Raw genomic sequence first — 24892 nt, forward strand, 5'->3', positions numbered from 1 at the left:
TCATCAGCGTCTCCGACGGCACCTCCCGGGCCCGGTGACACCACCCCCCAGGTCATCCGTTCGACAGGGGGCAACAGTCATGCCGGGCCCGGAGGCCAGCGGCCCCATTGCGGAACCGCGGAAAACATAACGGGGCGCTCGCCCCGCTGAGGGGGGTGCCTCCCCCAAGCTCTGCGAGCAGGGGGGACCCCCAGCCCACCCGTGCCGCCCCTAGCGGCACGCATGCCCGCAGGTACAGAGGCGGGGTGGGGGGCATGTGGCTGGGGGGCACTTGTCAGGGGCGTGGGGAACTGCGCGGGTGAGCACGGGGGACCCGCGCCCGACGGCCCCCCGCGACCACCCCCTCCGCGCCCACGACCCTCAGCCGCCGTTCTGGGCCAGGCGGAGGAGGTGGTCGGCCAGGGCCTGGCCGCCGGACGGGTCGCGGCTGATCAGGAGCAGCGTGTCGTCGCCGGCGATCGTGCCGAGGATGTCGTGCAGCTCGGCCTGGTCGATCGCCGAGGCCAGGAACTGCGCCGCACCCGGCGGCGTGCGCAGGACGACGAGGTTCGCGGACGCCTCCGCGGAGATCAGCAGCTCCTGCGAGAGCCGCCGCATCCGCTCCTCCTTGACCGACCCGCCCAGCGGCGCCCGCGGGGTGCGGAACCCGCCCTCGCTGGGCACCGCGTAGATCAGGTCGCCGTCGGCGTTGCGGATCTTCACCGCGTTCAGCTCGTCCAGGTCCCGCGACAGCGTGGCCTGGGTGACGCTCAGCCCGTCGTCGGCGAGGAGCTTGGCCAACTGGCTCTGCGAGCGCACCGGTTGCCGGTTGAGGATGTCCACGATCCGGCGGTGGCGTGCGGTGCGGGTCTGCGGCAGGGCGGGCCCGGCGCCCCCGGCGTCGCCCTGTCCGTGGTCTGGCGCCTGGCTCATCGTCGTCCCATCTCTCCGGTCTCCCCGGTCTCCCCGGTCAACCCGGATCATCCGTCCCCGTCGGCCGCGTCCAGGACGCCGGGCAGCGCCCGGAGGAACGCGTCCACGTCGTCGTCGCCGAGGTTCAGCGGCGGCATGAGCCGGACGACGTCGGCGGCGGGCGCGTTCACGAGGATGCCGGCCTCCTGGGCCGCCTGCTGCGCCTGCTGCGCGTACGGCCCGGTGAGCACGATACCCAGGAGCAGTCCGGCGCCCCGGACGTGGTCGACCAGCGGGTGCCCGAGGGACTCGACGCCCTCGCGCAGCCTCTCGCCCTGCCGCTTGACGTTCTCCAGCAGCCCCTGGTCCTCGATGGTGTCGAGGACGGCGAGTCCGGCGGCGCAGGCCACCGGGTTGCCGCCGAAGGTGGTGCCGTGCTGGCCGGGCTGGAGCAGTTCGGCGGCGCGTCCGAAGGCGACGGTCGCGCCGAGCGGCAGCCCGCCGCCGAGCTGCTTGGCGAGGGTGACGACGTCGGGCAGCACGCCTTCGTGGGCCTGGTAGGCGAACCAGTGCCCGGTGCGGCCGACGCCGGTCTGCACCTCGTCCAGGACCAGCAGCGCGCCGGTCGCAGCGGTGATCGCCCTGGCCGCCTTGAGGTAGCCGGCCGGGGGCACCACGACGCCGTTCTCGCCCTGGACGGGCTCGATGACGACGAGGGCGGTCTCCTCGGTGACCGCGGCGGCCAGCGCGTGCGCGTCGCCGTAGGGGACGTGGGTGACGTCGCCGGGCAGCGGCCGGAAGGGCTCGCGCTTGCCGGGCTGTCCGGTGAGCGCGAGGGCGCCCATCGTCCGGCCGTGGAAGCCGCCGTCGGTGGCGACCATGTGGGTGCGCCCGGTGAGCCGGCCGATCTTGAAGGCGGCCTCGTTGGCCTCGGCGCCGGAGTTGCAGAAGAACACCCGGCCCTCGCGGCCGAAGAGCTGGAGCAGCCGTTCGGCGAGGGCGACGGTGGGCTCGGCCATGAAGAAGTTGGAGATGTGGCCGAGCGAGCCGATCTGCCGGCTCACCGCCTCCACGATCGCCGGGTGGGCGTGGCCGAGGGCGTTGGTGGCGATGCCGCCGACGAAGTCCAGGTACTCCTTGCCCTCGGCGTCCCAGACCCGGGTGCCCGCGCCGCGCACGAGCGGCAGCCGCGGGGTGCCGTAGTTGTTCATGAGGGCGCCCTGCCACCGTGCGGTCAGTTCCCCGTTGCTCATGACTCCCCCTGTTCCCGCGCCGTGTCCGGCTGCTCGTCGGGCACGACCATGGTGCCGATGCCCTCGTCGGTGAAGATCTCCAGCAGGATCGAGTGCTGGACCCGCCCGTCGATGACGCGGGCGGTGGTGACGCCGCCCCGGACGGCGTGCAGACAGCCCCGCATCTTCGGCACCATGCCGGAGGACAGGTCGGGCAGCAGTCTCTCCAGCTCGCTCGCGGTGAGCCGGCTGATCACCTCGTCGGAGTTCGGCCAGTCCTCGTAGAGGCCCTCGACGTCGGTGAGGACCATGAGGGTTTCGGCGCCCAGTGCCGCAGCGAGTGCCGCAGCCGCCGTATCAGCATTGACGTTGTAGACATGGTGATCGTCCTCGGAACGGGCGATCGAGGAGACGACCGGGATACGGCCGTCGGCGAGCAGGGCCTCGATGGCGCCCGTGTCGATCTCGGTGATCTCGCCCACCCGGCCGATGTCGACCGGCTCGCCGTCGATCTCGGGGGTGTGCCGGGTGGCGGTGATGGTGTGCGCGTCCTCGCCGGTGAGGCCGACGGCGAGCGGGCCGTGCTGGTTGAGCAGCCCGACCAGCTCGCGCTGCACCTGTCCGGCGAGCACCATGCGGACGACGTCCATGGCCTCCTCGGTGGTGACGCGCAGGCCGGCCCGGAACTCGCTGACGATGCCGTGCTTGTCGAGGGCGGCGCTGATCTGCGGGCCGCCGCCGTGCACGACGACGGGCCTGAGGCCGGCGTGGTGCAGGAAGACGACGTCCTGGGCGAAGGCGGCCTTCAGCTCCTCGTTCACCATGGCGTTGCCGCCGAACTTGATGACGACGGTCTTGCCGTGGTGGCGGGTGAGCCAGGGCAGCGCCTCGACGAGGGTCTGGGCCTTGGGGAGCGCGGTGTGCTTGCGCGCGGGTCCGTGGGTCATGACGAGTAGGCGCTGTTCTCGTGGACGTAGTCGGCGGTGAGGTCGTTGGTCCAGATGGTGGCGGTCTCGGCGCCGGCGGCGAGGTCGGCGACGATGTGCACCTCGCGGTAGCGCATGTCGACCCGGTCGCGGTCCTCGCCGACGCCGCCGTTCTTGCACACCCAGACGCCGTTGATGGCGACGTTGAGCCGGTCGGGCTCGAAGGCGGCGCCGGTGGTGCCGATCGCGGACAGGACGCGGCCCCAGTTGGGGTCCTCGCCGTGGATGGCGCACTTGAGGAGGTTGTTGCGGGCGATGGAGCGGCCCACCTCCACGGCGTCCGCCTCGGTGGCCGCGTTCACCACCTCGACCTTGATGTCCTTGCTCGCGCCCTCGGCGTCGCGGATGAGCTGCTGGCCGAGGTCGTCGCAGACGGCGCGGACGGCGGCGGCGAACTCGTCGGCGTCGGGCGTGACTTCGGCGGCGCCGGAGGCGAGCAGCAGCACGGTGTCGTTGGTGGACATGCAGCCGTCGGAGTCGACGCGGTCGAAGGTGACCCGGGTGGCGGCGCGCAGCGCCTCGTCCAGGGCGCCGGCCTCCAGGTCGGCGTCGGTGGTGAGGACGACGAGCATGGTGGCCAGGCCCGGGGCGAGCATGCCGGCGCCCTTGGCCATGCCGCCGACGGTCCAGCCGTCCTGGGTGACGACGGAGGTCTTGTGGACGGTGTCGGTGGTCTTGATGGCGATGGCGGCCTTCTCGCCGCCGTGCTCGGAGAGCTGGGCGGCGGCCGTCTCGATGCCCGGCAGCAGCTTGTCCATCGGGAGCAGCACGCCGATGAGGCCGGTGGAGCAGACGGCGACCTCGATGGCGCCGGCGCCGAGCACCTCGGCGGCCTTCTCGGCGGTGGCGTGGGTGTCCTGGAAGCCCTTGGGGCCGGTACAGGCGTTGGCGCCGCCGGAGTTGAGGACGACCGCGGAGAGCCGGCCGGTCTTCAGGACCTGCTCGGACCACTGCACCGGGGCGGCCTTGACGCGGTTGGAGGTGAAGACGCCGGCGGCGGCGCGGCGCGGCCCGGTGTTGACCACCAGGGCCAGGTCCGGGTTGCCGTTCTCCTTGATCCCGGCGGCGATGCCCGCCGCCTGGAACCCCTTGGCTGCCGTGACGCTCACTGCATCTCCTCGTTCGCTCCGCCGCGGTAGCGGCTGATGTCACTGTCGCCCGCGCGGCGCGCCGGTGCGGCCATCGTCGTCGTCTGCGGCCCGGTGGCCGCGCGTGCGTCGCTCACGGAGCGACTCCGATCGTGGAAAGTCCGGTCATCTCGTCGAGTCCGAGGGCGATGTTCATGCTCTGCACGGCGCCGCCCGCGGTGCCCTTGGTCAGGTTGTCGATGGCGCTGATCGCGATGACCCGGTGGGCGGCCGGGTCGTGGGCGACCTGGATCTGGGCGGCGTTGGAGCCGTACACGGAGGCGGTGGCGGGCCAGCGTCCCTCGGGCAGGAGGTGGACGAACGGCTCGTCGGCATACGCCTTCTCGTAGGCGGCGCGCACCGAGGCGGCGGTGACGCCGGCCGCGGCCCTCGCGCTGCACGTGGCGAGGATGCCGCGGGGCATCGGGGCGAGGGTGGGCGTGAAGGAGACCGTGACCCGCTCTCCGGCGGCGGCGCTGAGGTTCTGGATCATCTCGGGGGTGTGCCGGTGGCCGCCGCCGACGCCGTACGGCGACATGGAGCCCATGACCTCCGAGCCCAGCAGGTGGGGCTTGGCCGCCTTGCCCGCGCCGGAGGTGCCGGAGGCGGCGACGATCACGGCCTCCGGCTCCACGAGGCCGGCGGCGTAGGCCGGCGCCAGGGCGAGGGAGGCGGCGGTGGGGTAGCAACCGGGTACCGCGATGCGCTTGGACCCCTCCAGCGCGGCGCGGCCACCCGGAAGTTCGGGCAGGCCGTAGGGCCAGGTGCCGGCGTGCGGGGAGCCGTAGAACCGCTCCCAGTCGGCCGGGTCCGTCAGCCGGAAGTCGGCGCCCATGTCGATGACGAGGACGTCGGGGCCGAGTCGTTCGGCCACGGCCGCGGACTGGCCGTGCGGCAGGGCGAGGAAGACCACGTCGTGGCCGGCGAGCGTCTCGGGGGTGGTCTCGGCGAGCACCCGGTCGGCCAGCGGCAGCAGGTGCGGCTGGAGCGCGCCGAGCCGCTGCCCGGCGTTGGCGGCGCCGGTCAGGGCGCCGATCTCGACCTCGGGGTGCGCCAGCAGCAGACGCAGCGCTTCTCCGCCCGCGTATCCACTCGCTCCGGCGACCGCCACACGTACAGCCATGGACCCTCCTCCTTGATGGCATGACTATACGTATCGCTGCACGTTTATGCAATCCTATGCGGCGCCCGCATCGGCCGGCCCGCTCACGCGGCGTCCACCTTGGGCAGCATGATCATGCGGGAGACGACGAAGGTCACCGGGATCGCCGCGGCGGACGCCAGCAGCGGGGCGAAGCGGCTGCCGGCGTGCAGCACGTCCACGATCACATAGACGCCCACCGTGGTGATCACGAAATTCGTGGCGTTGGTCAGCGGGAACAGCAGGAATTTCCGCCAGGTCGGCCGAATCCGATAGGTGAATCGCGCGTTCAGGAAGAAAGAGCCGACCATGCTGATCGCGAACGCGAGAACGTGCGCGGCGAGATACGGAAGACGCGTGAGGAACAGCAGGTAGAGCAGGTAGTACGTGAGGGTGTTCACCACGCCGACGACGGCGAAGGTGAGGATCTGCCGCGCCACCGGGCGGGCGAGCGTCGTGGTCATCAGGGAATGAGGTCCTTCTTCGTGCCGCGCGGCGCGCGGCCGTCGGTCGCTTCCACGTTGGTCGCCTTCACCAGGAAGTGCGGGCGCCCCTTGACCTCGTAGTAGATCCGGCCGGTGTACTCCCCGATGACGCCGAGCATCACCATCTGCACCCCGGCCAGCGCGGTGACGGCGGTGACGATCGTGACGTAGCCGGGTGTCTCGACCCCGTTGACGAGTGCGGCCCCCACGATCCAGGCAGTGTAGAGCCCGGCGCACAGCAGCAGGCCCATGCCGAGGTGCAGGGCGGCCCGCAGCGGCCGGTTGTTGAACGACAGCAGGCCGTCCAGGCCGTAGTTGAGCAGGGACTTCAGGGTCCACGAGCTGCGGCCGTGCTCGCGCACCGCGTTCTCGTACTCGAAGGTGGTGCTGGGGAAGCCCACCCAGGCGAACAGGCCCTTGGAGAAGCGGTTGTACTCGGTCAGCTCCAGCACGGCGTCCACCACGCGCCGCGACAGCAGCCGGAAGTCGCCGACGCCGTCCTTGAGCTCCACGTCGACCAGCCGGTTGACCAGCCGGTAGTACAGGCGGGCGGTGAGGGTGCGGGTGAAGCGGTCGCCGGCCCTGCTGCGCCGGGCGAGCACCTGGTCCCAGCCCTCGCCGCGCAGTTCGACCATGCGCCGGATCAGCTCCGGCGGGTGCTGGAGGTCGGCGTCCATGACGATCACGCTGTCCCCGGTGGCGTGCCGCAGCCCGGCGAGCAGGGCGGACTCCTTGCCGAAGTTGCGGCTGAAGGAGACGTAGCGCACCCGTGGGTCGCGCTCGGCCAGCCGCTCCAGCAGGACCAGGGTGCGGTCGCGGCTGCCGTCGTCGACGTACACGAACTCCATGTCGTGGCCGAGCGGCAGCAGGTCGTCGGCGACCTGCTGGACGGCTTCGTGGAAGCGTTCGACGACGTCTTCCTCGTTGTAGCAGGGTGCGACGATCGAGATGAGCATGGGTTCTCCCCCAGGGCGCGGTCAGAGCGCGGCGGTGGTGCGCTCGCGCGGTGGTGTGGTCGTCGGGCGTGCGGGGCGGCCGGCGGCCCGGCGGCGGCGGACGGCCGCCGCGGCGCCGAGCACGGCGAGGGTCAGCAGCGAGGCGCCGCCGACGGCCCCGCCCAGGCGCAGGCCCGGCGGGTGGAAGGTGCAGGTGAGGCTGGTGGCAGCGCCGTCGAGCGGGACGGCGATCAGGCCGTAGTACTGCCGGGCCGGCACGGCGGCCGCGTCGCCCGCCGCGCACCGCCAGCCGGCGATCCGGGGGGCGGCCACGACGGCGGTGCCGGTGCTGCCGGCCGGCAGCTGGGCCCGTACGGCGCCGTCGGAGACGCTCACCTCGGTGGCGCCGGTGGTCTTCAGGCGCTGGACGGCGGCGCGCAGCCGGGCGGTGTCCAGGCAGCCGACCGCCCGGTCCGGGACGGCGCCGGCGCGGCTGGGGACCAGCTCGATCCGCAGCCGCCCGGAGGCCGGGACGGCGCCGAGCCGCTGCATGGCCGCGATCTTGGCCGTGTCCGAGGCGAACCGCCCGGTCGGCCCGTACGGCGTGCCGCCCGAGCCGGCCGCCGGGGCGGTGGTCAGGCGCGCGGTGCCGGAGAAGTGCGGCGCCCACAGGTAGACCTCGCTGCCGGGCCGGCAGGTGGCCGTGATCGTCGGCCGCCGCCCGGCGTCCGCCGCGCGGCGGGCGTCGATCAGCAGGCCCCGCCGGTCGCCGTGACCGGTCCGCGGCGGCCGTCCGGCGGCGGTGCGCACGGTGAGGGCGGGCTCGGTGTAGACGCGGGCGCCGAGCAGCAGTTCCTGGTTGCGGTACGGGGACGGGCCGAAGGCGGCGACCCCGCGCAGCCCGCGCGCGGCGGCGCCGGCCGGCCGCACCGTGACCAGCGGCGGCACGTCCTGCCGTGTCACGGTGGCCGGGCTGTGGTCGCGCGGGTTCCAGCGCTGGTGCTGGTCGGGCGGGGAGTGCACCCGGGCGCCGACGGAGAAGACGGCGTCGGTGACCGCGTTGTCCAGGCTCTGCAGGTTGCGGCCGCGCGAGGTCCAGCCGTCGCCGAGCGCGGTGAGGGTGCGGCTGAGGACGTCGGCGGTGAGGCTGCTGTAGTACTGGGCGCCCTGGCCGCCGACCGCCATCGGGTCGTTGCCGACCGTCTGTTCGCGGCCCGGGTCGGTGCGGTAGCGGGGCCAGCCGTCGGCCTCGGCGATCAGGTCCGCCTGCCGCTGCTGGCGGGCGCCCCAGGGCGCGTAGTCGTCCAGGTGGCCCAGCCGCAGCCGGGTGGCCACGGCGGAGGTGGCGGTGGCCTCGCCGAGCTGCGCGCCGGTCAGCAGGACGACGGCCAGCGCGGCGAGGAGGGTGCGGCGGCGGGCGGGGGCGGTGGTGGGGTGCGGACGGTGACCGGCGAGCGGGGCGTGGTGCTCGGCGGGCGCTTCCGGCGAGGGGGCCGGGGTGTGCGGCCCGGCGGGCGCGTCCGGCCGGGCGGGGGCATCCGGCGGGGCGGGGGCATCCGGCGGGGTGCTCGGGGTGCTTCCCGTCTCCGTGGCGGCCCGGTCCTCCGTGCGGGCCAGCAGGAGCAGGCCGCCCAAGGCGCTCGCCGCGCCCAGCAGCAGGACGGGCCAGGCGAAGGAGCGCACCAGGCCGCTGCCGCTCGCCACGGCGGCGACGAGCGCGAGCAGCGCGCCCGCGGCGATCAGCGCGCGCCGGTCGGGCACGCCGTACGAGAGGGCGTGCCAGGCGGCGATCACCAGCAGCGCGCACAGCACGAACGCCTGGCGGTACGGGCTGCCGTTCGGGGTGGCGAAGGCGTGCCAGGCCAGGTGGGTGGGCGTCCACTGCATCGACAGCGTGACCGCGGCCACCAGCAGCGGCCACCCGGTGCGCACCCGGCGGGGCGCGGCGCGGTGGAAGGGCAGGGCGAGGGCGAGCAGCAGCGCCGTGGTGCCGACGAAGAGGGCCGGTGAGCCGAAGCCGTACGTGGTCGGCAGCAGCCGGGCCAGCAGGTCCTCGGCGTCCACCGGCGCGAAGTGCGTGACGCGGCCCGGGTAGGCGTGCTGGGTGCCGAGGTAGATCACCGTGACCAGCGGCGCGGACAGGCCCACGCCGAGGGCGACGGTGGCCGCGGCCCGGCCCGCGGTCGCCAGCGCCCGGCGGCGTGGCAGGCCCAGGAGCCACATCCGCAGCAGCAGCACCAGGGCGGCGCCGATGGTGGCCATGTAGGCGGTGTAGAAGTTGGCGATCCAGGCGAGCGCCACGACCAGCACGCCGAGCAGCGGGCGCCGCCCGGCCAGCAGCCACTCGCCGACCAGGCACAGCAGGGGCAGGGCGACGAGCCCGTCGAGCCACATCGGGTTGTACGAGGCGTCCGCGACCGACCAGCCGCACAGGGCGTAGGCCGCGCCGAGCAGGCCCGCCGCCCACCAGCGGCCGGGGCGCAGCCGCAGCAGCAGCCAGGCCATGGCCGCGCCGGCGCACGCCGTCTTCAGCACGGTGACCGTGTACACGGCGAGGTCGATCTCGTCGCGCGGGAAGAGGGCCACGAGCAGGGCGAACGGGCTGCTGAGGTAGGTGCCGAGGTCGGGCAGGAAGCTGGAGCCGAACCCGGACTGCCAGTTGACGAGCAGTCCGCCGTCGGCCCTGCCGTGCAGCAGGTCCCACAGGTGGGCGTGGAACGGCACGTACTGGTTGCCCAGGTCGTTGACGTCCCGGGTGCGCGGGCCGAAGGGGTAGCTGCCGGCGACGGCGTCGGCCGCGCAGAACGCGGTGACGGTGAGCACCGCGGCGAGCAGGGCGGCGGCCGGCCGCGGTTTTCCCCGCAAGGTCGGGCGTGGCATTTTCCGACAGGCTCCCAGGCGATTTCGGGACACGGTGCGTCTCGGCCGGGGAGATCGCTCCCCGGGCGCCGTCCATTTCGCCGGCCGGGCGGCGGTCCGTCGCGGACGGTGTGTGCCGTAGCCCGTGGAGAACGCCGGGAACATGGAATGCGTACAGTGGAATTTCGATGAATTCCATGACGGCCGGGGAAACACGTCCCGTCCCTCGAATGATCCCGTGGTTAATGCTGTCCCCGGCCTGTCCCGGGTCCGTTCCCGGCCTCTCCCCGGCCCGTTCCCGGCCGTCTCGCCCACGGGGTCGCGGACGGGGTCGCGGAGGGCGCTTGACCTGGAGCACACTCCAGGTTCTACGGTTCTCCCATGACCAGCGGACAGCCCCTCGGCGGGGGCCGGGAACCGACGTTGACCATCGCCGAGGTCGCCGAGCGCACCGGCCTCTCGCACGACACCCTGCGCTACTACGAGAAGGCCGGCCTGATCGCCCGGGTCGGCCGCACCACCGGCAACCAGCGGCGCTACGAGGCCGCGGACCTGGCCTGGCTGGAGTTCCTGCTCCGGCTGCGCGAGACCGGCATGTCGATCGCCGACATGCAGCGCTTCGCGCGGCTGCGGGCGGCGGGGGACGCGACGGTCGCCGACCGGCTGGCGATGCTGCGCGAGCACCGCGCCGAACTGGCCGTGCGCATGCGGGCGTTGCGGCGCAGCGCGGGCTCGCTCGACGACAAGATCCGACACTACGAAGGGCTGCTCGGCGGGTCCGAGCGGCCGGGAACGGGAGAACCGGCGTGAACGAGACCACCACCCGCGAGGAGCGCTTCGCCCACGGCCTCGACGTGCTGCGGCGGGTCGACGGCGAGGCCGGGCAGCGGGTCGTCGACTCGCTCGCCGACGTCAGCCCGGAGCTGGGCCACCAGGTCGTGGCCTGGGCCTTCGGCGAGATCTACGACCGTCCCGGACTGGCCCCGCGCGACCGGCAGTTGGTCACCCTGGGCGCGCTCACCGCGCTGGGCGGCTGCGAGGCGCAGCTCGACGTGCACGTCAACGCGGCGCTCAACGTGGGCCTCACACCGGAGCAGATCACGGAGGCGCTGCTGCACTCGGCGGTCTACTGCGGCATGCCGAGGGCGCTGAACGCCACGTTCGCCGCGAAGAAGGTCTTCGCCGAGCGGGGGCTGCTGCCGCTGGGCGAGGAGTCCGCGCCGGCCGGGCGGGGCGGCGCCTCGTAAGCTCGGTGGCATGGCGTGGCGGGTGGCCGGAAGGGGCTGAGGATGGGCGCGTGGTGGCCGGTGGCGGACGTGCTGGCGTTTCTGGCCGGGCCCTGGCGCGTCGAACGCCGGGTACGGGACCTGTCCGGCGACGGCGAGGGCGCGTTCACCGGGGTGACCGTCTTCGGGCCGCTCGACGGCGGCGGCCTGCTGCACGAGGAGTCCGGGGACTTCACCTGGCGGGGGGTGACCCGGCCGGCGACGCGCACCCTGCGGTTCCTGCCGGGCGGCGAGGCGGGCACGGCCGAGGTGCGGTTCGCGGACGGGCGGCCCTTCCACGACCTGGACCTGCGCACCGGACGGCATGTGGCCGGGCATCCGTGCGCGGCCGATCTCTACGACGGCGAGTTCACCGTCCGCGACGCGGACCACTGGCGGAGCGTGTGGCGGGTGGGCGGCCCGGCCAAGGACCTGGTGCTCGTCACCGACTACGCCCGCGAGGGCTGAGACCGCACCCCCTCGATCCGCAGGTACCAGCGGCCCGTGCCGCCGGTGACGGTGACGGCCGACAGCGGGTGCACGTCGAGGTTCCAGTACGTCGCCGGGGGCGCGTTCAGGGCGTAGACCAGGGCGGCGCGGATCACCGAGGGTTCGGCCACCGCGACCACGCTGCCGCCGTCCCCGACCGGCCGGGTGTCCAGCCAGCCGCCGACCCGGACGATGAAGGACAGCAGCGACTCGCCGCCGTGCGGCGTACCGCGCGGATCGGCGAACCAGCTGTCCACCGCCTGCGGTTCCCGCGCCATCGCCTCCCCCAGGGTCAGCCCACGCCAGCGGCCCATGTCGCAGTCGCGCAGGGCGAGTTGGGCGAGCGGGGCGTAACCGAGCGCGTCGCCGGTGGCGCGGCAGCGCGGGGTCGGCGAGCAGTAGCGCAGATCGGCGGCGGCCAGCGGCAGCAGATCGGGCACGACCCGGCGCACCTCGTCCCAGCCGCCCTGGTCGAGCGGCCGGTCGTCATCGAATCGTTCGGCCAGCAGCGGGGAGTTGCGCGCGGCGGCGACGAACGTGACCCGTGATGCCATGCGGCGATCGTGGGCCGCACGGGTGGGCGGGTCAAGAGGTGTGCCGTACGGGTGTCGGCGCGATGCGGGCGTCAGTCGAAGGCGAGCGCCATCCACCGCTCCGGGTGCTCCAGCGGCCGGAAGCCGAGCTTCTCGTAGACGCCGTGCGCGTCGGCGGTGGCGAGCATGATCCTGCGCAGCCCGAACGGCCGCAGGTGGTCGCGCACGGCGCCGACGAGCGCCGTGCCGATGCCCTTGCCGCGCACGGCCGGCTCGACGTACACGTCGCACAGCCAGGCGAAGGTCGTCCGGTCGGTGACCACGCGCGCGTAGGCCACCTGGGCGCCGGAGGCGGTGTCGAACACCCCGAAGTTCAGCGAGCCGGCGATGGCCCGGTCCTGCTTGTCGCGGGTGCGGCCGAGCGCCCAGTAGGCATCGGTGGACAGCCAGCGGTGGACGCGCTCGGCGTCGACGCGGCCGGGGTCGGTGGAGATCTCGTAGCCGTCGGCGAGACGTGGGGTGCGGGTCATGGCAGGAGGGTGGCAATGCCGGGCGGCGGTGTCGAACCGTTTTCCCGTCCCGGCCCGAGCACCTCGTCGCAGGCCGCCCGCAGCCGGCGTACTCCCTCGGTGATCTCGGCGGTTCCGGCGACCGCGGCGAAGCTCAACCGGACGTGGGCGGCGGGGGGTTCGGCGCTGAAGTAGGGGCGGCCGGGAGTGAGGGCGACGCCCGCGCGCAGGGCGGCGGTGGCCAGGGCGGATTCGTGCGCGCCGTCGGGCAGCCGCAGCCACAGGTGGTAGCCGCCCGAGGGGATGTGCGGGAGCGCGAGTTCGGGCAGCCGGTGGCGCAGCGCGCCCGTCATGGCGTCCCTGCGGGTCTTCAACTCGGCCGTCAGGGAGCGCAGATGGCGGGGCCAGGCGGGCGAGCCGACGAGTTCGAGGGCCGCTTCCTGGAGCGGCCTGGGCACGAAGAAGGTGTCGACGACCTGGATGGCGCGCAGCCGTTCCAGCGCCGGTCCGCGGGCGGCGAGCGCGCACACCCGGAAACTGGGCGAGGTGGCCTTGGTCAGCGAGCTCACGTGCACGACGACGCCGTCCGGGTCGTCGGCGGCCAGCGGCGGCGGCAGCTCGCCCGCGTCGGCGTGGGCGAGGCGGCGCACGAAGTCGTCCTCGACGACGAACGCGCCGGCCTCGCGGGCGATCCGCAGCACCTCGGCGCGGCGGCCCCGGGCGAGGACCGCGCCGGTGGGGTTCTGGAACAGCGGCTGGCAGACGAAGACCCGGGCGCCGCTGGCCCGGAAGGCGTCGGCGAGCAGTTCGGGCCGTACCCCGTCGGCGTCGACCGGCACCGGCACCGGCCGCAGTCCGGAGGCCCGCGCGATGGCCAGCATGCCCGGGTAGGTCGGCGACTCCACGAGCACCGGGGCGCCGGGCGGGGCCAGCGCGCGCAGCGCCGTGGTCAGCGCGGACTGGCCGCCGGCGGCGATCAGCACCTCGGCGGCGGTGACGGCGCCGCCGGGGCCGCCGATCTGGCGTGCGAACCACTCGCGCAGCTCCGGCAGGCCCTCCAGCGGCGGCCGGCCCCAGGCGCCGGGGCGGCGGCCGGCGCGGGAGAGGGCGGCGGCCATGGCCCGTTCGGGCTGGAGCGAGGGGTGCGGATAGCCGCCGTTGAACTCGATCACCCCCGGCGGCGGCACGGCGAGCGTGACGGTGACCCCGGAGGCGTCCACCGTCCGGGGCACGGGGTCGGCGGCGGCGTCGGCGCTGAGCGCCACCGCCTGCCAGGAGGTGTCGCCGGCGGGGGCGGCCGGCGCGTGCGGCGCGGCGCAGAAGGCGCCCGCGCCGGGGCGGGTCACCACCAGGCCCTCGGCGGCGAGCTGGGCCAGGGCGCGGGAGACGGTCACCGGGCTGACCCGGTAGCGCTCGACCAGGGCGCGACTGGACGGCAGCTTTCCACCATGTGAGTAGCGGTTGAGCTCCCGCTTCAGCTCTTGGGCGAGTTCACTGACGCTGCTACGCTCTTGCATGAGAGCAAAGAGTAGCGCTATCACGCAGCACGGGATAGCGGTGGACAACGCGCCGCAGCCGGTCGGCACGCCGTCGGCGTCCCCCGTCCCGCCCCTCACCCCGCCCCTCACCCCGCTCGCCGGCCGCCCCGCCGCCGCCCGGGACCGGGCCCGGTCCGGGCTCCTTCAGGCCGGGCTCGGGGTCGTCGCCTTCTCGCTGACCTTCCCCGCCACCGCCTGGGGACTGACGGGGTTCGGGCCCTGGGCGCTGGTCGGGGTGCGCAGTGTGCTGGCCGCCGTCATCGCGGGCGGCTTCCTGCTGGCGTCGCGCGTGCCGCCGCCCGCGCGCCGGCACTGGCCGGGCCTGGCGGTGGTGGCCCTCGGCGTGGTCATCGGCTTCCCGCTGCTCACCACTCTCGCCCTGCGGACCTCGACCACGGCGCACGCCGCCGTCGTCGTCGGCCTGCTCCCGCTGACCACCGCCCTGCTGTCCGCGCTGCGCGTCGGCGCCCGCCCCTCGCGGACCTTCTGGGCGGCGGCGCTGGCGGGCGCGGCGGCCGTGCTCGCCTTCACCGTGCAGCAGAGCGGCGGCGCGCTGACCGCCGCCGACGGCTTCCTGTTCGCCGCGCTGCTCGTGTGCGCCGCCGGGTACACCGAGGGCGGCCGGCTGGCCCGGGTCATGCCCGGCTGGCAGGTGATCGGCTGGGCGCTGGTGCTGTGTCTGCCGGTCACCGTGCCGGGCGCGGTCCTCGCCCTGTCGTACGAGCCGGCGCACCTGGGCGTGCGCGGCGTGGCCGGGCTGCTGTGGCTGGCGGCGGGCTCGCAGTTCCTCGGCATGGTCGTCTGGTACCGGGGCATGGCGGCCATCGGCATTCCCAAGGCCAGCCAGTTGCAGCTGGCGCAGCCCCTGCTCACACTGGTGTGGTCGGTGCTGCTCCTCGGCGAGCGACTGACGCCGGCCGCCCCCGTGACGGCCGCCGCCGTGCTCGTCTGCATCGCCGTCACCCAGCGGGCGCGCGGCTGACCGGTGGCCGCTTCGGTGCCGACCGCACACCCCGGTACCGCCGCACACCGGTCCGGCCGCGCTCCGCGCCGTAGACTCGGAAACCGAGGACCGCTGCTCCCGCACCTGGTGAGGAGGCCCCGCCAATGCGCGCAACCGTGGGCGACCAGCTCGTCCAGCACGGCAGGGTGGTCGGCCAGCACGACCAGATCACCGAAGTCGTCGAGGTCATGGGCTCGGAGGGCACCCCGCCCTACCGCGTCCGCTTCCCGGACGGGCACGAGGCCGTCATGTCGCCCGGCCCCGACTGCCAGATCCGCCATCACGAGGAACCACAGCGACACGGCTGAGCCGTCGTCACGGGGAACGACGGCGACGCCGCCGAGGCTGGAGTGCGTCCGGGCGGCGCCGGCCCCGCGGGGCCCGGCCCGTCCCGGACGCGTGCACCGGGCCTATGAGCCCGGTCCGGTCCGGTGTCTCGCCGCAGCGTCAGCGCGGGGGCTCGACCGACTGCCGGTAGTGGTCGGCGACCACCCGCGCCATCGCGCCGGCCGGATCGGCGGCGACCTCCTTGGCGGCGAAGAACACGTGCCCGCGCACCTCCGGGTACTTCTTCGCCAGCGTGAGGTGCCGGGACAGCTCGGCGGGGTCCCGCCAGGCGGAGTCCTTCTCGCCCGCCCGGTACAGGGCCTCCCCCACGTACAGCCGGGTGCGGCTGCCGCGCGCCACATCGGCCCACCAGGGCACCAGCGCGGCGTAGTCGGCGGCGGCCAGGCCGATCGACCAGTACAGCTGCGGGACGACGTAGTCGATCCAGCCCTCGCGCACCCAGGTGCGGGTGTCCGCGTACAGGTCGTCGTAGGACTGCGCGCCCGCCTTGGTGGCCGAACCGCGCGGGTCCGAGGCGGCGTTGCGCCACACGCCGAAGGGGCTGATCCCGAACTGGACGCCGGGCCTGATCCGGGCGACGGCGGCGGCCGTCTCGCGCACCAGCTTGTCGATGTTGTCCCGCCGCCAGGCCGCCCGGCTCGCGAAACCGCCGCCGTGACGGGCGTAGGCGTCCGCGTCGTCGAAGGTCTGACCCGCCTCCGGGTACGGGTAGAAGTAGTCGTCGAAGTGCACGCCGTCCACGGGATAGGCGCGCACCGCGTCGAGCATCGCCTCCCGCACGAAGGCCCGTACCTCGGGCAGGCCCGGGTTGTAGTAGAGCTTGCCGCCGTAGGCCACCACCCAGTCGGGGTGCTTGCGGGCCGGGTGCGAGGCGGTGAGCCGGCTCCGGTCGGTGCTGAGGGCGACGCGGTAGGGGTTGCACCAGGCGTGCAGCCGCAGGCCGCGCGCGTGCGCCTCCGTGACGGCGGCGCCCAGCGGGTCCCAGCCGGGGTCCTCGCCCTGCGTGCCGGTGAGGAACTGCGACCACGGCTCGTAGGGCGAGGGCCACAGCGCGTCGGCGGTGGGGCGGACCTGGAGGAAGACCGTGTTGAGGCGGCGGCGCACCGCGGCGTCGAGCAGCGCGGTCAGCTCGCCGCGCTGGCGGGCCGCGCTCAGTCCGGTGCGCGAGGGCCAGTCGCGGTTGCCCACCGTCGCCAGCCACATGCCGCGCAGTTCGGTCGCGGCCCGCTCGCGGCGCTCGCCGGCGGCCCCGCCGGGCGGCTGGGGCGCGGCCGGCGCGGCGCTCGCGCCCTGCGTCACCGCCAGCGTCGACAGAGCGGCGACGGCGAACGTCCGTCGGGTCACTCGGCTCATCCGGACACTCCCGTACGCTGCGGATCCGCGCCCTCACGGATCGTCCACCGGGTCAGCATGCACGACCCGGGCGATCGATCATCGTTACGACAGGGGGTAACGTGCACGTTCGGAGCAGGCACCGCACCCATGGCCGCCTGCGCACCCCCGTAGGACCTGCGAAAGGGACGATGTGACCGGCATTTCGGCAGACATTGCACGCGTCGGAGTGGTGGGCTGCGGCCAGATGGGCGCGGGCATCGCCGAGGTGTGCGCCCGGTCCGGCCTGGACGTGAAGGTCGCCGAGACCACCGGCGAGGCCCTGGAGATCGGCCGCACCCGGCTGCTCAACTCGCTGGCCAAGGCGGCCGAGCGCGGCAAGATCAGCGAGGAGGAGCGGGACGCCACGCTGGCGCGCCTGAGCTTCACCACCGACCTCGGCGAGTTCGCCGACCGCGATCTGGTGATCGAGGCCGTGGTGGAGAACGAGCAGGTCAAGACCGAGATCTTCCAGATCCTGGACCAGGTGGTGACCCGCCCGGACGCGATCCTGGCCTCCAACACCTCCTCGATCCCGCTGGTCAGGCTGGCGGTCGCCACCTCGCGGCCGGACCACGTCGTCGGCGTCCACTTCTTCAACCCGGCCCCGGTGCAGCAGCTCGTCGAGCTGATCCCGGCGCTGACCACGTCCGAGGGGACGCTGAGCCGGGCGCAGCTGTTCACCGAGAAGGTGCTCGGCAAGCACGCCATCCGGGCGCAGGACCGGTCCGGGTTCGTGGTGAACGCGCTGCTGATCCCGTACCTGCTGTCCGCGATCCGGATGTTCGAGTCGGGGATCGCCAGCCGGGAGGACATCGACAACGGCATGGAGCTGGGCTGCGCGCACCCCATGGGTCCGCTGAAGCTGTCCGACCTCATCGGCCTGGACACGGTGGCCTCGGTGGCGTACTCGATGTACGAGGAGTACAAGGAGCCGCTGTACGCGGCGCCGCCGCTGTTGCAGCGGATGGTGGACGCGGGGCGGCTGGGGCGGAAGTCCGGGTCGGGCTTCTACACCTACGGCTGAGCGGTTCCCCGCGCCCCCGCGGCCGGGGGCGCGGGAGGGGCGTCAGGCGGCCGCCCTCTGGTGGTGGAGGAGGAGCAGCGCCGCCGCCATGTTCGCGGCCGGGATCTCGCCGCGGGCGATCAGGTCGGGCACGATCTTGAGCGGGACCCAGGCGCGGCGGTCGGACTCGAAGTCGTCCACGGGATGGCCCGTGTACTCGGCGCGGTCGGCCCAGTAGATGTGGTGCCGGGCGTCGGTGAGGCCGTTGGACGGCTCGACGCTCATGAGGTGGCGCAGGGGGCCGGGGCGCCAGCCCGTCTCCTCCTCCAGTTCCCGGGCCGCGGCGCGGGCGACGTCCTCGCCGTCCTCCACGACGCCGGCCGCGAGTTCCCAGCCCCAGCTGTCGGTGATGAAGCGGTGCCGCCACAGCAGCAGCACCTCGTCGGCCTCGTTGACCACGGTGGCCACGGCGACGGGCCGCAGCCGGATCAGGAAGTGGTCCAGATGCCGGCCGTCCGGCAGCTCCACGTCCGCGAGGTTGACGGTGAACCAGCGGTTTGCGTACACAGTTTGTTCGTTCTGTTTCGTCCACTGCACGGTTCTGCCACCTTCCGTCAGGTCAGTGGCAATATCGCAGGCGCGGCGGCCGGGCAGCAGGCGCACACGGGCCGCGTGCGGTGCAGCCCCCGGCGCGCACGGGCGGACCGGGGAGCCGTCACAGCGGCACGCGCAGGGCCCCGTCGATGAGTGCGGCCACCTGTGCCGTGCCCGCGCAGCCGCTGCGCACCAGGTGTTCGCGCACCGCGCGCAGCCGGTCCCGCAGCCGCTGGGACTCCATCCCGCGGGCCTGCTCGGCCATCAGCACGGCGGTGGCCACCGCCTTGTCGGCGTCGCCCCGGCGCAGCTCGATCGTGCTGAGCATCGCCAGGCGGTGCACCCGGCCCCGGTCGTGCGCCGGGGTGTCCACGGCCGCCGTGGCGTGCTCCTCGGCCGCGGCGAGATCACCGAGGCTGAGGAGCGCCTCCGCGACCTGCACGTTGACCAGGCCGGGCTGGACGTAACCGGTCTCGTCGGGCTCCTGGCACGGCCGGATGCGCTCGGCGGCCCGCTCCGCGCGCCGGATGCGGGACAGCGCGCTGGTGCCGTCGCCGAGGTGGGCGTACGCCTTGGCCTGCATGGCGTAGAGGTCGGAGGCGAGCGCGGGCGTGATGTCCCGGCCCGCGGCGCGCAGCGCGGCCTCGGCGAAGGCGACGGCCTGGCGGTGCTCGCGCAGGAACAGCGACTGGTTGACCAGCAGCGCTATGACATAGGCGCCCAGCCCGCGGTCCCCGCCCGCCTTGGCCAGCCGCAGCGCCTGGTGGAAGTAGCGCTGGGCGAGTCCGTGCGCGTCGGAGTCGTAGGCGCAGATGCCCGCGACCGCCACCAGCGCGCCGGTCGCCCGGTGCAGCTTGCGGCCGACGGCGTCGGGGTAGCCGCCGCGCAGCAGCGGCGCGGTCTCGGTGTTGAGGAAGCCGACGACCCGGCCGCGGGTCGCCACTCCCCCGGCCTTGCGGTACATCTGCTCGTAGTGCGTGCGGGCCGCGCGCAGCGTCTCGATGTCCGCCGGGGTGACCCGGTGCCGGCCGCCGCGGGAGACGTCGACGTCCTCGGGCGGGTTCTCCCACTCCCACACCGGCATCACCGCCGGGGTGCCGGTCACCGCGGGGGCGTCCAGGACGTGCGGGCGCTGCCGCTCGTCCGAGCGCCACAGGGCGGTGGCCCGGTCCACGAAGCCGGACAGGGAGGTGGCGTGCGGGGCGGCCGGCCCGCCGGGCACGCCCAGGCCGATGTCGTCCAGGGTGACGGTCCGGCGCAGCCGGGCGGCCAGCACCTCGCAGATCAGGTCGGGCACCTGGCCGCGGGGCCGCTGGCCCTTGAGCCACCTGCCCACGGCGGTGTGCTCGTAGCGCAGCGTCAGACCGCGGGCGCGGCCCGCCCGGTTGACGTGCGCGGCGAGACCGGCGTGCGAGATCCCCGCCTCGTCCAGGATCGCGTCGAGCAGAGTGTTGGGCTGCATCGGGGCCCCCGGTGGCTCGGTGCGCACAGCGTAGTGCGACCGGCTTCACACGGGGTGTGAATCGGGTGCGCGCGTCCGTACCGTGCGCGCGCTGTCGCGGACGGCGCGCGGCCGGTTGACTGAGGCGCCTCGTCACCGAGGCCGGCCGGGCCGCCTGCTCCCCCTCGTACAGCGCGGCGGCCCGCTGCCGCGCCGCCCGCCCCGCCGCCCGCCCGACACCCCGCGACGGGGCGGGCGGCCTCGCCGCGGTGTGGTCGGTCCTGCGGACGCGGCGCCGTCGGCGGGCCGGCGGGAGCGCGGAGGGTCGCGCGGTCAGGAGCTCTCGTCCGCCGGCCGGCGGGGGCCGGTGTCGGCGCCCGCGCGGGACCGGGCGGGGTGCGGGAGGTCGCGGTCGTCCCGGACGACGAGGACCGCCGCGTCGTCGCAGCGGCGGTTCCCGGTGTGGCGCAGCAGGGCGGTGAAGACGACGCGCAGCACCGTGCGCGCGGACATCGGCCCGGCGCGGGCCACCCCGGCCAGGACCGGGGCCAGCGGGAAGAAGCGGCCGCGGGCGTCGCGGGCGTCCAGCACGCCGTCCGTGTACAGGACGAGCGTGTCGCCCGGCAGCAGGCGGTCCAGGTCGGCGGTGGGCAGCTCGCGCGGCAGCGGGAACGCGCCCAGCGGCGGCAGCGGTTCGACGGCGGCGACCGGCTCCGCGCCCCGGCCGCGCAGCCGGTGCGGCCAGGGGTGGCCGCAGTTGAGGGTCCGTACCCGGCCGTCGTCGGCGATCTCCAGGAGCAGCAGGGTGACGAAGTCCTCGGCGGCCGGGTGCTGCGGCCCCCGGGTGCGCTGGTGGCGGGCGAGCGCCCGCTCCAGCCGGCGCAGCACGCCCGCGAGTTCGCGCTCGTCGTGGGCGGCCTCGCGGAAGCTGCCGAGGACGGCGGCCACGGTGCCGAGGGCGGCCAGGCCGTGCCCGCGCACGTCGCCCATCACCACGCGTAAGCCGTGCTCGGTGGCGATCACCTCGTACAGGTCGCCGCCGACGGCCGCGCCCCGGTCGGCGGAGAGCTGGGCGGCGGCGAGGCCGAATCCGGCCAGGTGCGGGGGCAGGGGCCGCAGCAGCGCGTTCTGGGCGGCGCCCGCGACCGCGCGGGCCTGGCGCAGCTCGTGCAGGATGGTCCGCCGGGCGTGCAGGACGATGCCGGTGCCCACGGCGAGGAACACGGCGCCCGGCCGCATCCCACGCTGCGTCCCAGCCCTGAGGCGGTTCATGATGGTGGCTCCCCGAGAAGGCGCTGACAGCGCGGCCGGCCCCGCGGGGTCGGTCCGATCGTGTTCACCGCCTACCCGGGAAGGCCCGGATCAGAGGCGTTCTCACCCGAATGAGTGAGCATTCCCAGGTGTGCAACGATGCGAGTGCGCAGGGACGCAGGTCAGCACGGAGGGGCGGGCCCGGTGACCCGGGCCCGCCCCTCGTGTGCCGTTGACGGGCGCCTCAGCCGCGCAGGACCGCGCCGGTGCGCGCGCCGGCCAGCGCCACCGCGGCGTCCCGGGCGGCGGACGCCTCGTCGACCGTCAGGGTGCGGTCGGGGGCGCGGAAGCGCAGCGCGTAGGCCAGCGACTTGTGGCCGTCGCCGAGCTGCTCGGCGTTCTCGTAGACGTCGAACAGGCGGATGGACTCCAGGAGTTCACCGGCGCCCTCGCGCAGCGCGGCCTCGACCTCGGCGGCCGGGACGGGCTTCTCGACGACGAGGGCGACGTCCTGCGTGGCGACCGGGAAGGCGGAGATCCGCGGCGCCTTGACGATGCCGTCGCCGGCCTGCTCCAGCAGGTCGAGTTCGACCTCCATGGCGCAGCTGCGCTCCGGCAGGTGCATCGCCTTCACGACGCGCGGGTGCAGCTCACCGGCGTGACCGGCGAGGATCTCCTCGCCGTCCACCCGGACGTACAGCGCGGCGCACCGGCCGGGGTGCCACGGGGCGTGCTGGTCGGCGCGGACGATCAGCTCGGCGCCGGCCTCGCGGGCCACGGTCCGCGCCGCCTCGACGGCGTCCGCCCAGTCGGACGGGCGGCCCCTGCCCCACCAGCCGGCCTGCTCGCGGGCGCCGGCGAGGACGACGGCGACCCGGCGCGGCTGGCGCGGCAGGGCGGCGTCGAGGGCGGCCAGCTGCTCCCGGGTGGGCCGGCGGTCGGCGGGCAGCCGGGCCGGCGCCTCCTCCTGGCCGGTGGGCCGGAAGACCAGGCCGGTCTCGAACAGGGCCAGGTCGTGGCCGCCGCGCCCGTCGTTGCGGCGCAGCGCGCCGAGCAGGCCCGGCAGCAGCGTCGTACGGAGGGCGGGCTCCTCGTCGGAGAGCGGGTTGACGAGGGTGACCACGGTGCGGCGCGGGTCGTCGGCGTCCAGGCCGAGCTGGTCGAAGGCGGCCGTACCCAGGAACGGGTAGTTCGGCGCCTCGACGTAGCCCGCGCCGGCCAGCGCGCGGCCGACCCGGCGGTGCAGCCGCTGCCGTCCGGTGAGCCCGTGGCCGGGCAGCGGCCGGGGCAGCGTGGAGGGCAGGTTCTCGTAGCCCTCCAGGCGGATGACCTCTTCGGCCAGGTCGTTCGGGTCGGCCAGGTCGGGCCGCCAGGACGGCACGGTGACGATCAGCTCGTCCGTGCCGTAGACGTCGCAGCCGATCTGCTGGAGGCGCCGTACGACGGTCTCCCGGCCGTAGGTGACGCCCGCGACCTTGTCGGGGTGGTCGGCCGGGATGGTGATGGTGCGCGGCGCAGACGGCGCGACGACCTCGGTGACGCCCGCGTCGGCGGTGCCGCCGGCCAGCAGGACCAGCAGGTCGACGGTGCGCTGCGCGGCGGCGGAGGCGGCCTGCGGGTCGACGCCGCGCTCGAAGCGGCGGGCGGCCTCGGAGCCCAGCTTGTGCCGGCGGGCGGTGCGGGCGATGGCGACCGGGTCGAAGTGGGCGGCCTCGATGACGACTTCGGTGGTGGTGCCCTCGGTGTCGTCGATCTCGGTGTCGGCGCCGCCCATGACGCCCGCCAGGCCGATGGGGCCGCGGTCGTCGGTGATGACCAGGTCCTCGGTGGACAGCGTGCGGGCGACGCCGTCGAGGGTGGTGAGCCGCTCGCCGCGCTCGGCCCGGCGCACGCCGACGGCGCCCTGGATCCGGGTGCGGTCGTAGGCGTGCAGCGGCTGGCCCAGTTCGATCATCACGTAGTTGGTGATGTCGACGGCGAGCGAGATCGGGCGCATGCCCGCCTTCTGCAGGCGGCGCTGGAGCCAGATCGGGGAGCGCGCCTCGGGGTCCAGGCCGGTGACCGTGCGGGCGGCGAAGCGGTCGCAGCCGAACGGGTCGGAGACCTTCACCGGGTGCCCGTAGGCGTTGGGCGCGGGCACGTCCAGCAGGGCCGGGTCGGACAGCGGGCGGCCGTAGGCGATGGCGGCCTCGCGGGCGACGCCGCGGATCGACAGGCAGTCGCCGCGGTTGGCGGTGACGGCGATGTCGAGGACCTCGTCGACGAGTTGCAGCAGCTCGATGGCGTCGGTGCCCGCCTCGTGCTCGGGCGGCAGCACGATGATGCCGTGGCTGCCGTCGTCGCCCATGCCCAGCTCGTCGCCGGAGCAGATCATGCCGTGCGAGGTCTTGCCGTAGGTCTTGCGGGCGGCGATGGAGAAGCCGCCGGGCAGCGTGGCGCCGGGCAGGACGACGACGACCTTGTCGCCGACGGCGAAGTTGCGGGCGCCGCAGACGATCTCCTGCGGCTCACCGGTGCCGTTGGCCCGGCCGACGTCGACGGTGCAGAACCGGATCGGCTTCTTGAAGCCCTCCAGCTCCTCGATGGTGAGCACCTGGCCGACGACGAGCGGCCCCTTGAGGTCGGCGCCGAGCTGTTCGACGGTCTCGACCTCGAGGCCGGCCGAGATGAGCTTGGCCTGGACGTCGCGCCCGGTCTCCGTCGCCGGCAGGTCGACGTACTCCCGCAGCCAAGAAAGCGGGACCCGCATCAGATCTCCATCCCGAACGGCCGGGTGAACCGGACGTCACCCTCGACCATGTCTCGCATGTCTTCGACGTTGTGGCGGAACATCAGCATCCGCTCGATGCCGAACCCGAAGGCGAAGCCGCTGTACTTCTCCGGGTCGACGCCGCAGGCGACGAGCACCCGGCGGTTGACCATGCCGCAGCCGCCCAGCTCGATCCAGCCCTCGGACGAGCAGGTGCGGCAGGGGCGGTCGGGGTTGCCGACGGACGCGCCGCGGCAGACGTAACACACCATGTCCATCTCGGCGGACGGCTCGGTGAACGGGAAGAAGTTCGGCCGCAGCCGGGTCTTCATGCCCTCGCCGAACAGCATCTGGACCATGTGGTCCAGGGTGCCCTTGAGGTCGGCCATGGTCAGGCCCTCGTCGATGGCGAGCAGCTCGACCTGGTGGAAGACCGGGGTGTGGGTGGCGTCCAGCTCGTCGGTGCGGTACACGCGGCCGGGGCAGATCACGTAGATCGGCAGCTCGCGGGTCAGCATGGAGCGCGCCTGCACGGGCGAGGTGTGGGTGCGCAGGACGACACCGGAGTCCGCGCCGTCGGCGCCCCGCACGAAGAACGTGTCGTGCTCGCTGCGCGCCGGGTGGTCCGGGCCGATGTTCAGGGCGTCGAAGTTGAACCACTCCGCCTCGGCCTCGGGGCCCTCGGCGACCTCGTAGCCCATGGCGACGAAGACGTCCTCGATGCGCTCCGAGAGCGTGGTCAGCGGGTGGCGGGCACCGGCCGGTACGCGGTCGTAGGGCAGCGTGACGTCCACGGCCTCCTCGACCAGCACCCGGGCGTCGCGGTCGGCCTCCAGCTCGCCCTGGCGGGCGGCGAGGGCCTTGTTCACCGCGCCGCGGGCCATGCCGACGCGCTTGCCGGCGTCCGCCTTGGCGTGCGGGGGCAGGGCGCCGATCTCGCGGTTGGCGAGGGACAGCGGGGAGGCCGGGCCGGTGTGGGCGACCTTCGCCTCGTGGAGCGCGTCGAGGGAGTCCGCGGCGGCGAAGGCGGCGAGCGCCTCGTCCCGCAGGCGCTCGATCTCTTCCGGTTTCAACGCCTCGACCTCGACAGGGTCGTACGACTTATTCGGTGCCGACATCTCTTCCCGTGCTTCCGTTTG

At 74.4% G+C, this 24892-nt stretch carries 23 protein-coding genes; 6 read left to right on the plus strand and 17 right to left on the minus strand.

The window, feature by feature from the left end; translation table 11 throughout:
• Window positions 1–360: 360 nt before the first annotated feature.
• The 8 genes from ABEB07_RS30860 to ABEB07_RS30895 all read right to left on the minus strand — a co-directional run bounded on the left by ABEB07_RS30860 (window position 361) and on the right by ABEB07_RS30895 (window position 9677).
• A complete protein-coding gene (locus tag ABEB07_RS30860; RefSeq protein WP_164584888.1) occupies window positions 361–912 on the minus strand; it encodes an arginine repressor in 552 nt (183 codons plus the stop codon).
• Between the two features lie 47 nt (window positions 913–959).
• On the minus strand, window positions 960–2144 hold the full coding sequence (locus ABEB07_RS30865; RefSeq protein WP_345671353.1) for an acetylornithine transaminase: 1185 nt from the start codon (window positions 2142–2144) through the stop codon (window positions 960–962).
• Window positions 2141–3070, minus strand: a complete 930-nt coding sequence (gene argB, locus ABEB07_RS30870; RefSeq protein WP_176148291.1) for an acetylglutamate kinase — start codon at window positions 3068–3070, stop codon at window positions 2141–2143. Before argB ends, ABEB07_RS30865 begins: the two co-directional genes overlap by 4 nt.
• Window positions 3067–4218: a bifunctional glutamate N-acetyltransferase/amino-acid acetyltransferase ArgJ gene (gene argJ / locus ABEB07_RS30875; protein ID WP_176148292.1), complete on the minus strand. Its 1152-nt coding sequence runs from the start codon at window positions 4216–4218 to the stop codon at window positions 3067–3069. The genes argB and argJ overlap by 4 nt, the downstream gene beginning before the upstream one ends.
• Before the next feature lie 112 nt (window positions 4219–4330).
• Window positions 4331–5359, minus strand: coding sequence for an N-acetyl-gamma-glutamyl-phosphate reductase (gene argC / locus ABEB07_RS30880; protein ID WP_345671354.1), 1029 nt, complete (start codon window positions 5357–5359; stop codon window positions 4331–4333).
• Between the two features lie 83 nt (window positions 5360–5442).
• Window positions 5443–5841, minus strand: coding sequence for a GtrA family protein (locus ABEB07_RS30885; protein ID WP_164584883.1), 399 nt, complete (start codon window positions 5839–5841; stop codon window positions 5443–5445).
• Window positions 5841–6818 (minus strand): glycosyltransferase family 2 protein, encoded by a 978-nt coding sequence (locus tag ABEB07_RS30890; RefSeq protein WP_164584882.1) that lies wholly within the window; start codon window positions 6816–6818, stop codon window positions 5841–5843. The genes ABEB07_RS30885 and ABEB07_RS30890 overlap by 1 nt, the downstream gene beginning before the upstream one ends.
• 21 nt (window positions 6819–6839) lie before the next feature.
• Window positions 6840–9677, minus strand: coding sequence for a YfhO family protein (locus tag ABEB07_RS30895; protein ID WP_345671355.1), 2838 nt, complete (start codon window positions 9675–9677; stop codon window positions 6840–6842).
• 360 nt (window positions 9678–10037) lie between these two features.
• Between ABEB07_RS30895 and ABEB07_RS30900 the strand changes: the two genes are divergently transcribed.
• From ABEB07_RS30900 to ABEB07_RS30910, 3 genes are read left to right on the plus strand one after another with little or no spacing between them, the layout of a single operon-like run.
• Window positions 10038–10466 (plus strand): MerR family transcriptional regulator, encoded by a 429-nt coding sequence (locus tag ABEB07_RS30900; RefSeq protein WP_176148296.1) that lies wholly within the window; start codon window positions 10038–10040, stop codon window positions 10464–10466.
• Entirely contained in the window at window positions 10463–10903 is a 441-nt protein-coding gene (locus ABEB07_RS30905) for a carboxymuconolactone decarboxylase family protein (RefSeq protein ID WP_176148297.1), read from the plus strand. Before ABEB07_RS30900 ends, ABEB07_RS30905 begins: the two co-directional genes overlap by 4 nt.
• A gap of 42 nt (window positions 10904–10945) precedes the next feature.
• Entirely contained in the window at window positions 10946–11389 is a 444-nt protein-coding gene (locus ABEB07_RS30910; RefSeq protein ID WP_345671356.1) for a DUF6314 family protein, read from the plus strand.
• On the opposite strand, the gene ABEB07_RS30915 is transcribed toward ABEB07_RS30910, so the two are convergent.
• From ABEB07_RS30915 to ABEB07_RS30925, 3 genes are all read right to left on the minus strand, one after another.
• Complete coding sequence (locus tag ABEB07_RS30915; RefSeq protein WP_176148299.1) at window positions 11371–11964, minus strand: histidine phosphatase family protein; 594 nt, start codon at window positions 11962–11964, stop codon at window positions 11371–11373. The two genes, ABEB07_RS30910 and ABEB07_RS30915, sit on opposite strands and share 19 nt — an antisense overlap.
• A 71-nt stretch (window positions 11965–12035) precedes the next feature.
• On the minus strand, window positions 12036–12473 hold the full coding sequence (locus ABEB07_RS30920) for a GNAT family N-acetyltransferase (RefSeq protein WP_176148300.1): 438 nt from the start codon (window positions 12471–12473) through the stop codon (window positions 12036–12038).
• Complete coding sequence (locus ABEB07_RS30925; protein ID WP_345671358.1) at window positions 12470–13969, minus strand: aminotransferase-like domain-containing protein; 1500 nt, start codon at window positions 13967–13969, stop codon at window positions 12470–12472. Before ABEB07_RS30925 ends, ABEB07_RS30920 begins: the two co-directional genes overlap by 4 nt.
• Between ABEB07_RS30925 and ABEB07_RS30930 the strand changes: the two genes are divergently transcribed.
• Entirely contained in the window at window positions 13968–14972 is a 1005-nt protein-coding gene (locus tag ABEB07_RS30930) for a DMT family transporter (RefSeq protein ID WP_345671359.1), read from the plus strand. The genes ABEB07_RS30925 and ABEB07_RS30930 overlap by 2 nt on opposite strands.
• A gap of 125 nt (window positions 14973–15097) precedes the next feature.
• Window positions 15098–15301 carry a DUF1918 domain-containing protein gene (locus tag ABEB07_RS30935; RefSeq protein ID WP_164582786.1) on the plus strand — a complete coding sequence of 68 codons (204 nt, stop codon included), beginning with the start codon at window positions 15098–15100 and terminating at the stop codon, window positions 15299–15301.
• Between the two features lie 139 nt (window positions 15302–15440).
• Here ABEB07_RS30935 and ABEB07_RS30940 read toward each other — a convergent pair whose 3' ends face one another.
• A complete protein-coding gene (locus tag ABEB07_RS30940; RefSeq protein WP_345671361.1) occupies window positions 15441–16694 on the minus strand; it encodes a glycoside hydrolase family 10 protein in 1254 nt (417 codons plus the stop codon).
• A 172-nt stretch (window positions 16695–16866) separates the two neighbouring features.
• Between ABEB07_RS30940 and ABEB07_RS30945 the strand changes: the two genes are divergently transcribed.
• Window positions 16867–17739 (plus strand): 3-hydroxybutyryl-CoA dehydrogenase, encoded by an 873-nt coding sequence (locus ABEB07_RS30945; RefSeq protein WP_164588653.1) that lies wholly within the window; start codon window positions 16867–16869, stop codon window positions 17737–17739.
• A gap of 42 nt (window positions 17740–17781) precedes the next feature.
• Here the strand turns inward: ABEB07_RS30945 and ABEB07_RS30950 are convergent, their stop codons facing one another.
• From ABEB07_RS30950 to pheS, 5 genes are all read right to left on the minus strand, one after another.
• Window positions 17782–18315, minus strand: coding sequence for an NUDIX hydrolase (locus ABEB07_RS30950; RefSeq protein ID WP_164588652.1), 534 nt, complete (start codon window positions 18313–18315; stop codon window positions 17782–17784).
• Between the two features lie 118 nt (window positions 18316–18433).
• The gene (locus ABEB07_RS30955; RefSeq protein WP_345671363.1) at window positions 18434–19774 is read right to left on the minus strand and encodes a transcriptional regulator; all 1341 of its coding nucleotides are present in this window, start codon (window positions 19772–19774) and stop codon (window positions 18434–18436) included.
• A 312-nt stretch (window positions 19775–20086) separates the two neighbouring features.
• Window positions 20087–21025, minus strand: a complete 939-nt coding sequence (locus tag ABEB07_RS30960) for a PP2C family protein-serine/threonine phosphatase (protein WP_345671364.1) — start codon at window positions 21023–21025, stop codon at window positions 20087–20089.
• A 223-nt stretch (window positions 21026–21248) separates the two neighbouring features.
• Window positions 21249–23753, minus strand: a complete 2505-nt coding sequence (gene pheT, locus ABEB07_RS30965; protein ID WP_345671365.1) for a phenylalanine--tRNA ligase subunit beta — start codon at window positions 23751–23753, stop codon at window positions 21249–21251.
• On the minus strand, window positions 23753–24871 hold the full coding sequence (gene pheS / locus ABEB07_RS30970) for a phenylalanine--tRNA ligase subunit alpha (protein ID WP_164587566.1): 1119 nt from the start codon (window positions 24869–24871) through the stop codon (window positions 23753–23755). The genes pheT and pheS overlap by 1 nt, the downstream gene beginning before the upstream one ends.
• Between the last annotated feature and the right edge of the window lie 21 nt (window positions 24872–24892).

Origin of the sequence: Streptomyces similanensis (genome assembly GCF_039543625.1) — a bacterium.
Classification (GTDB): Bacteria; Actinomycetota; Actinomycetes; order Streptomycetales; family Streptomycetaceae; genus Streptomyces; species Streptomyces similanensis.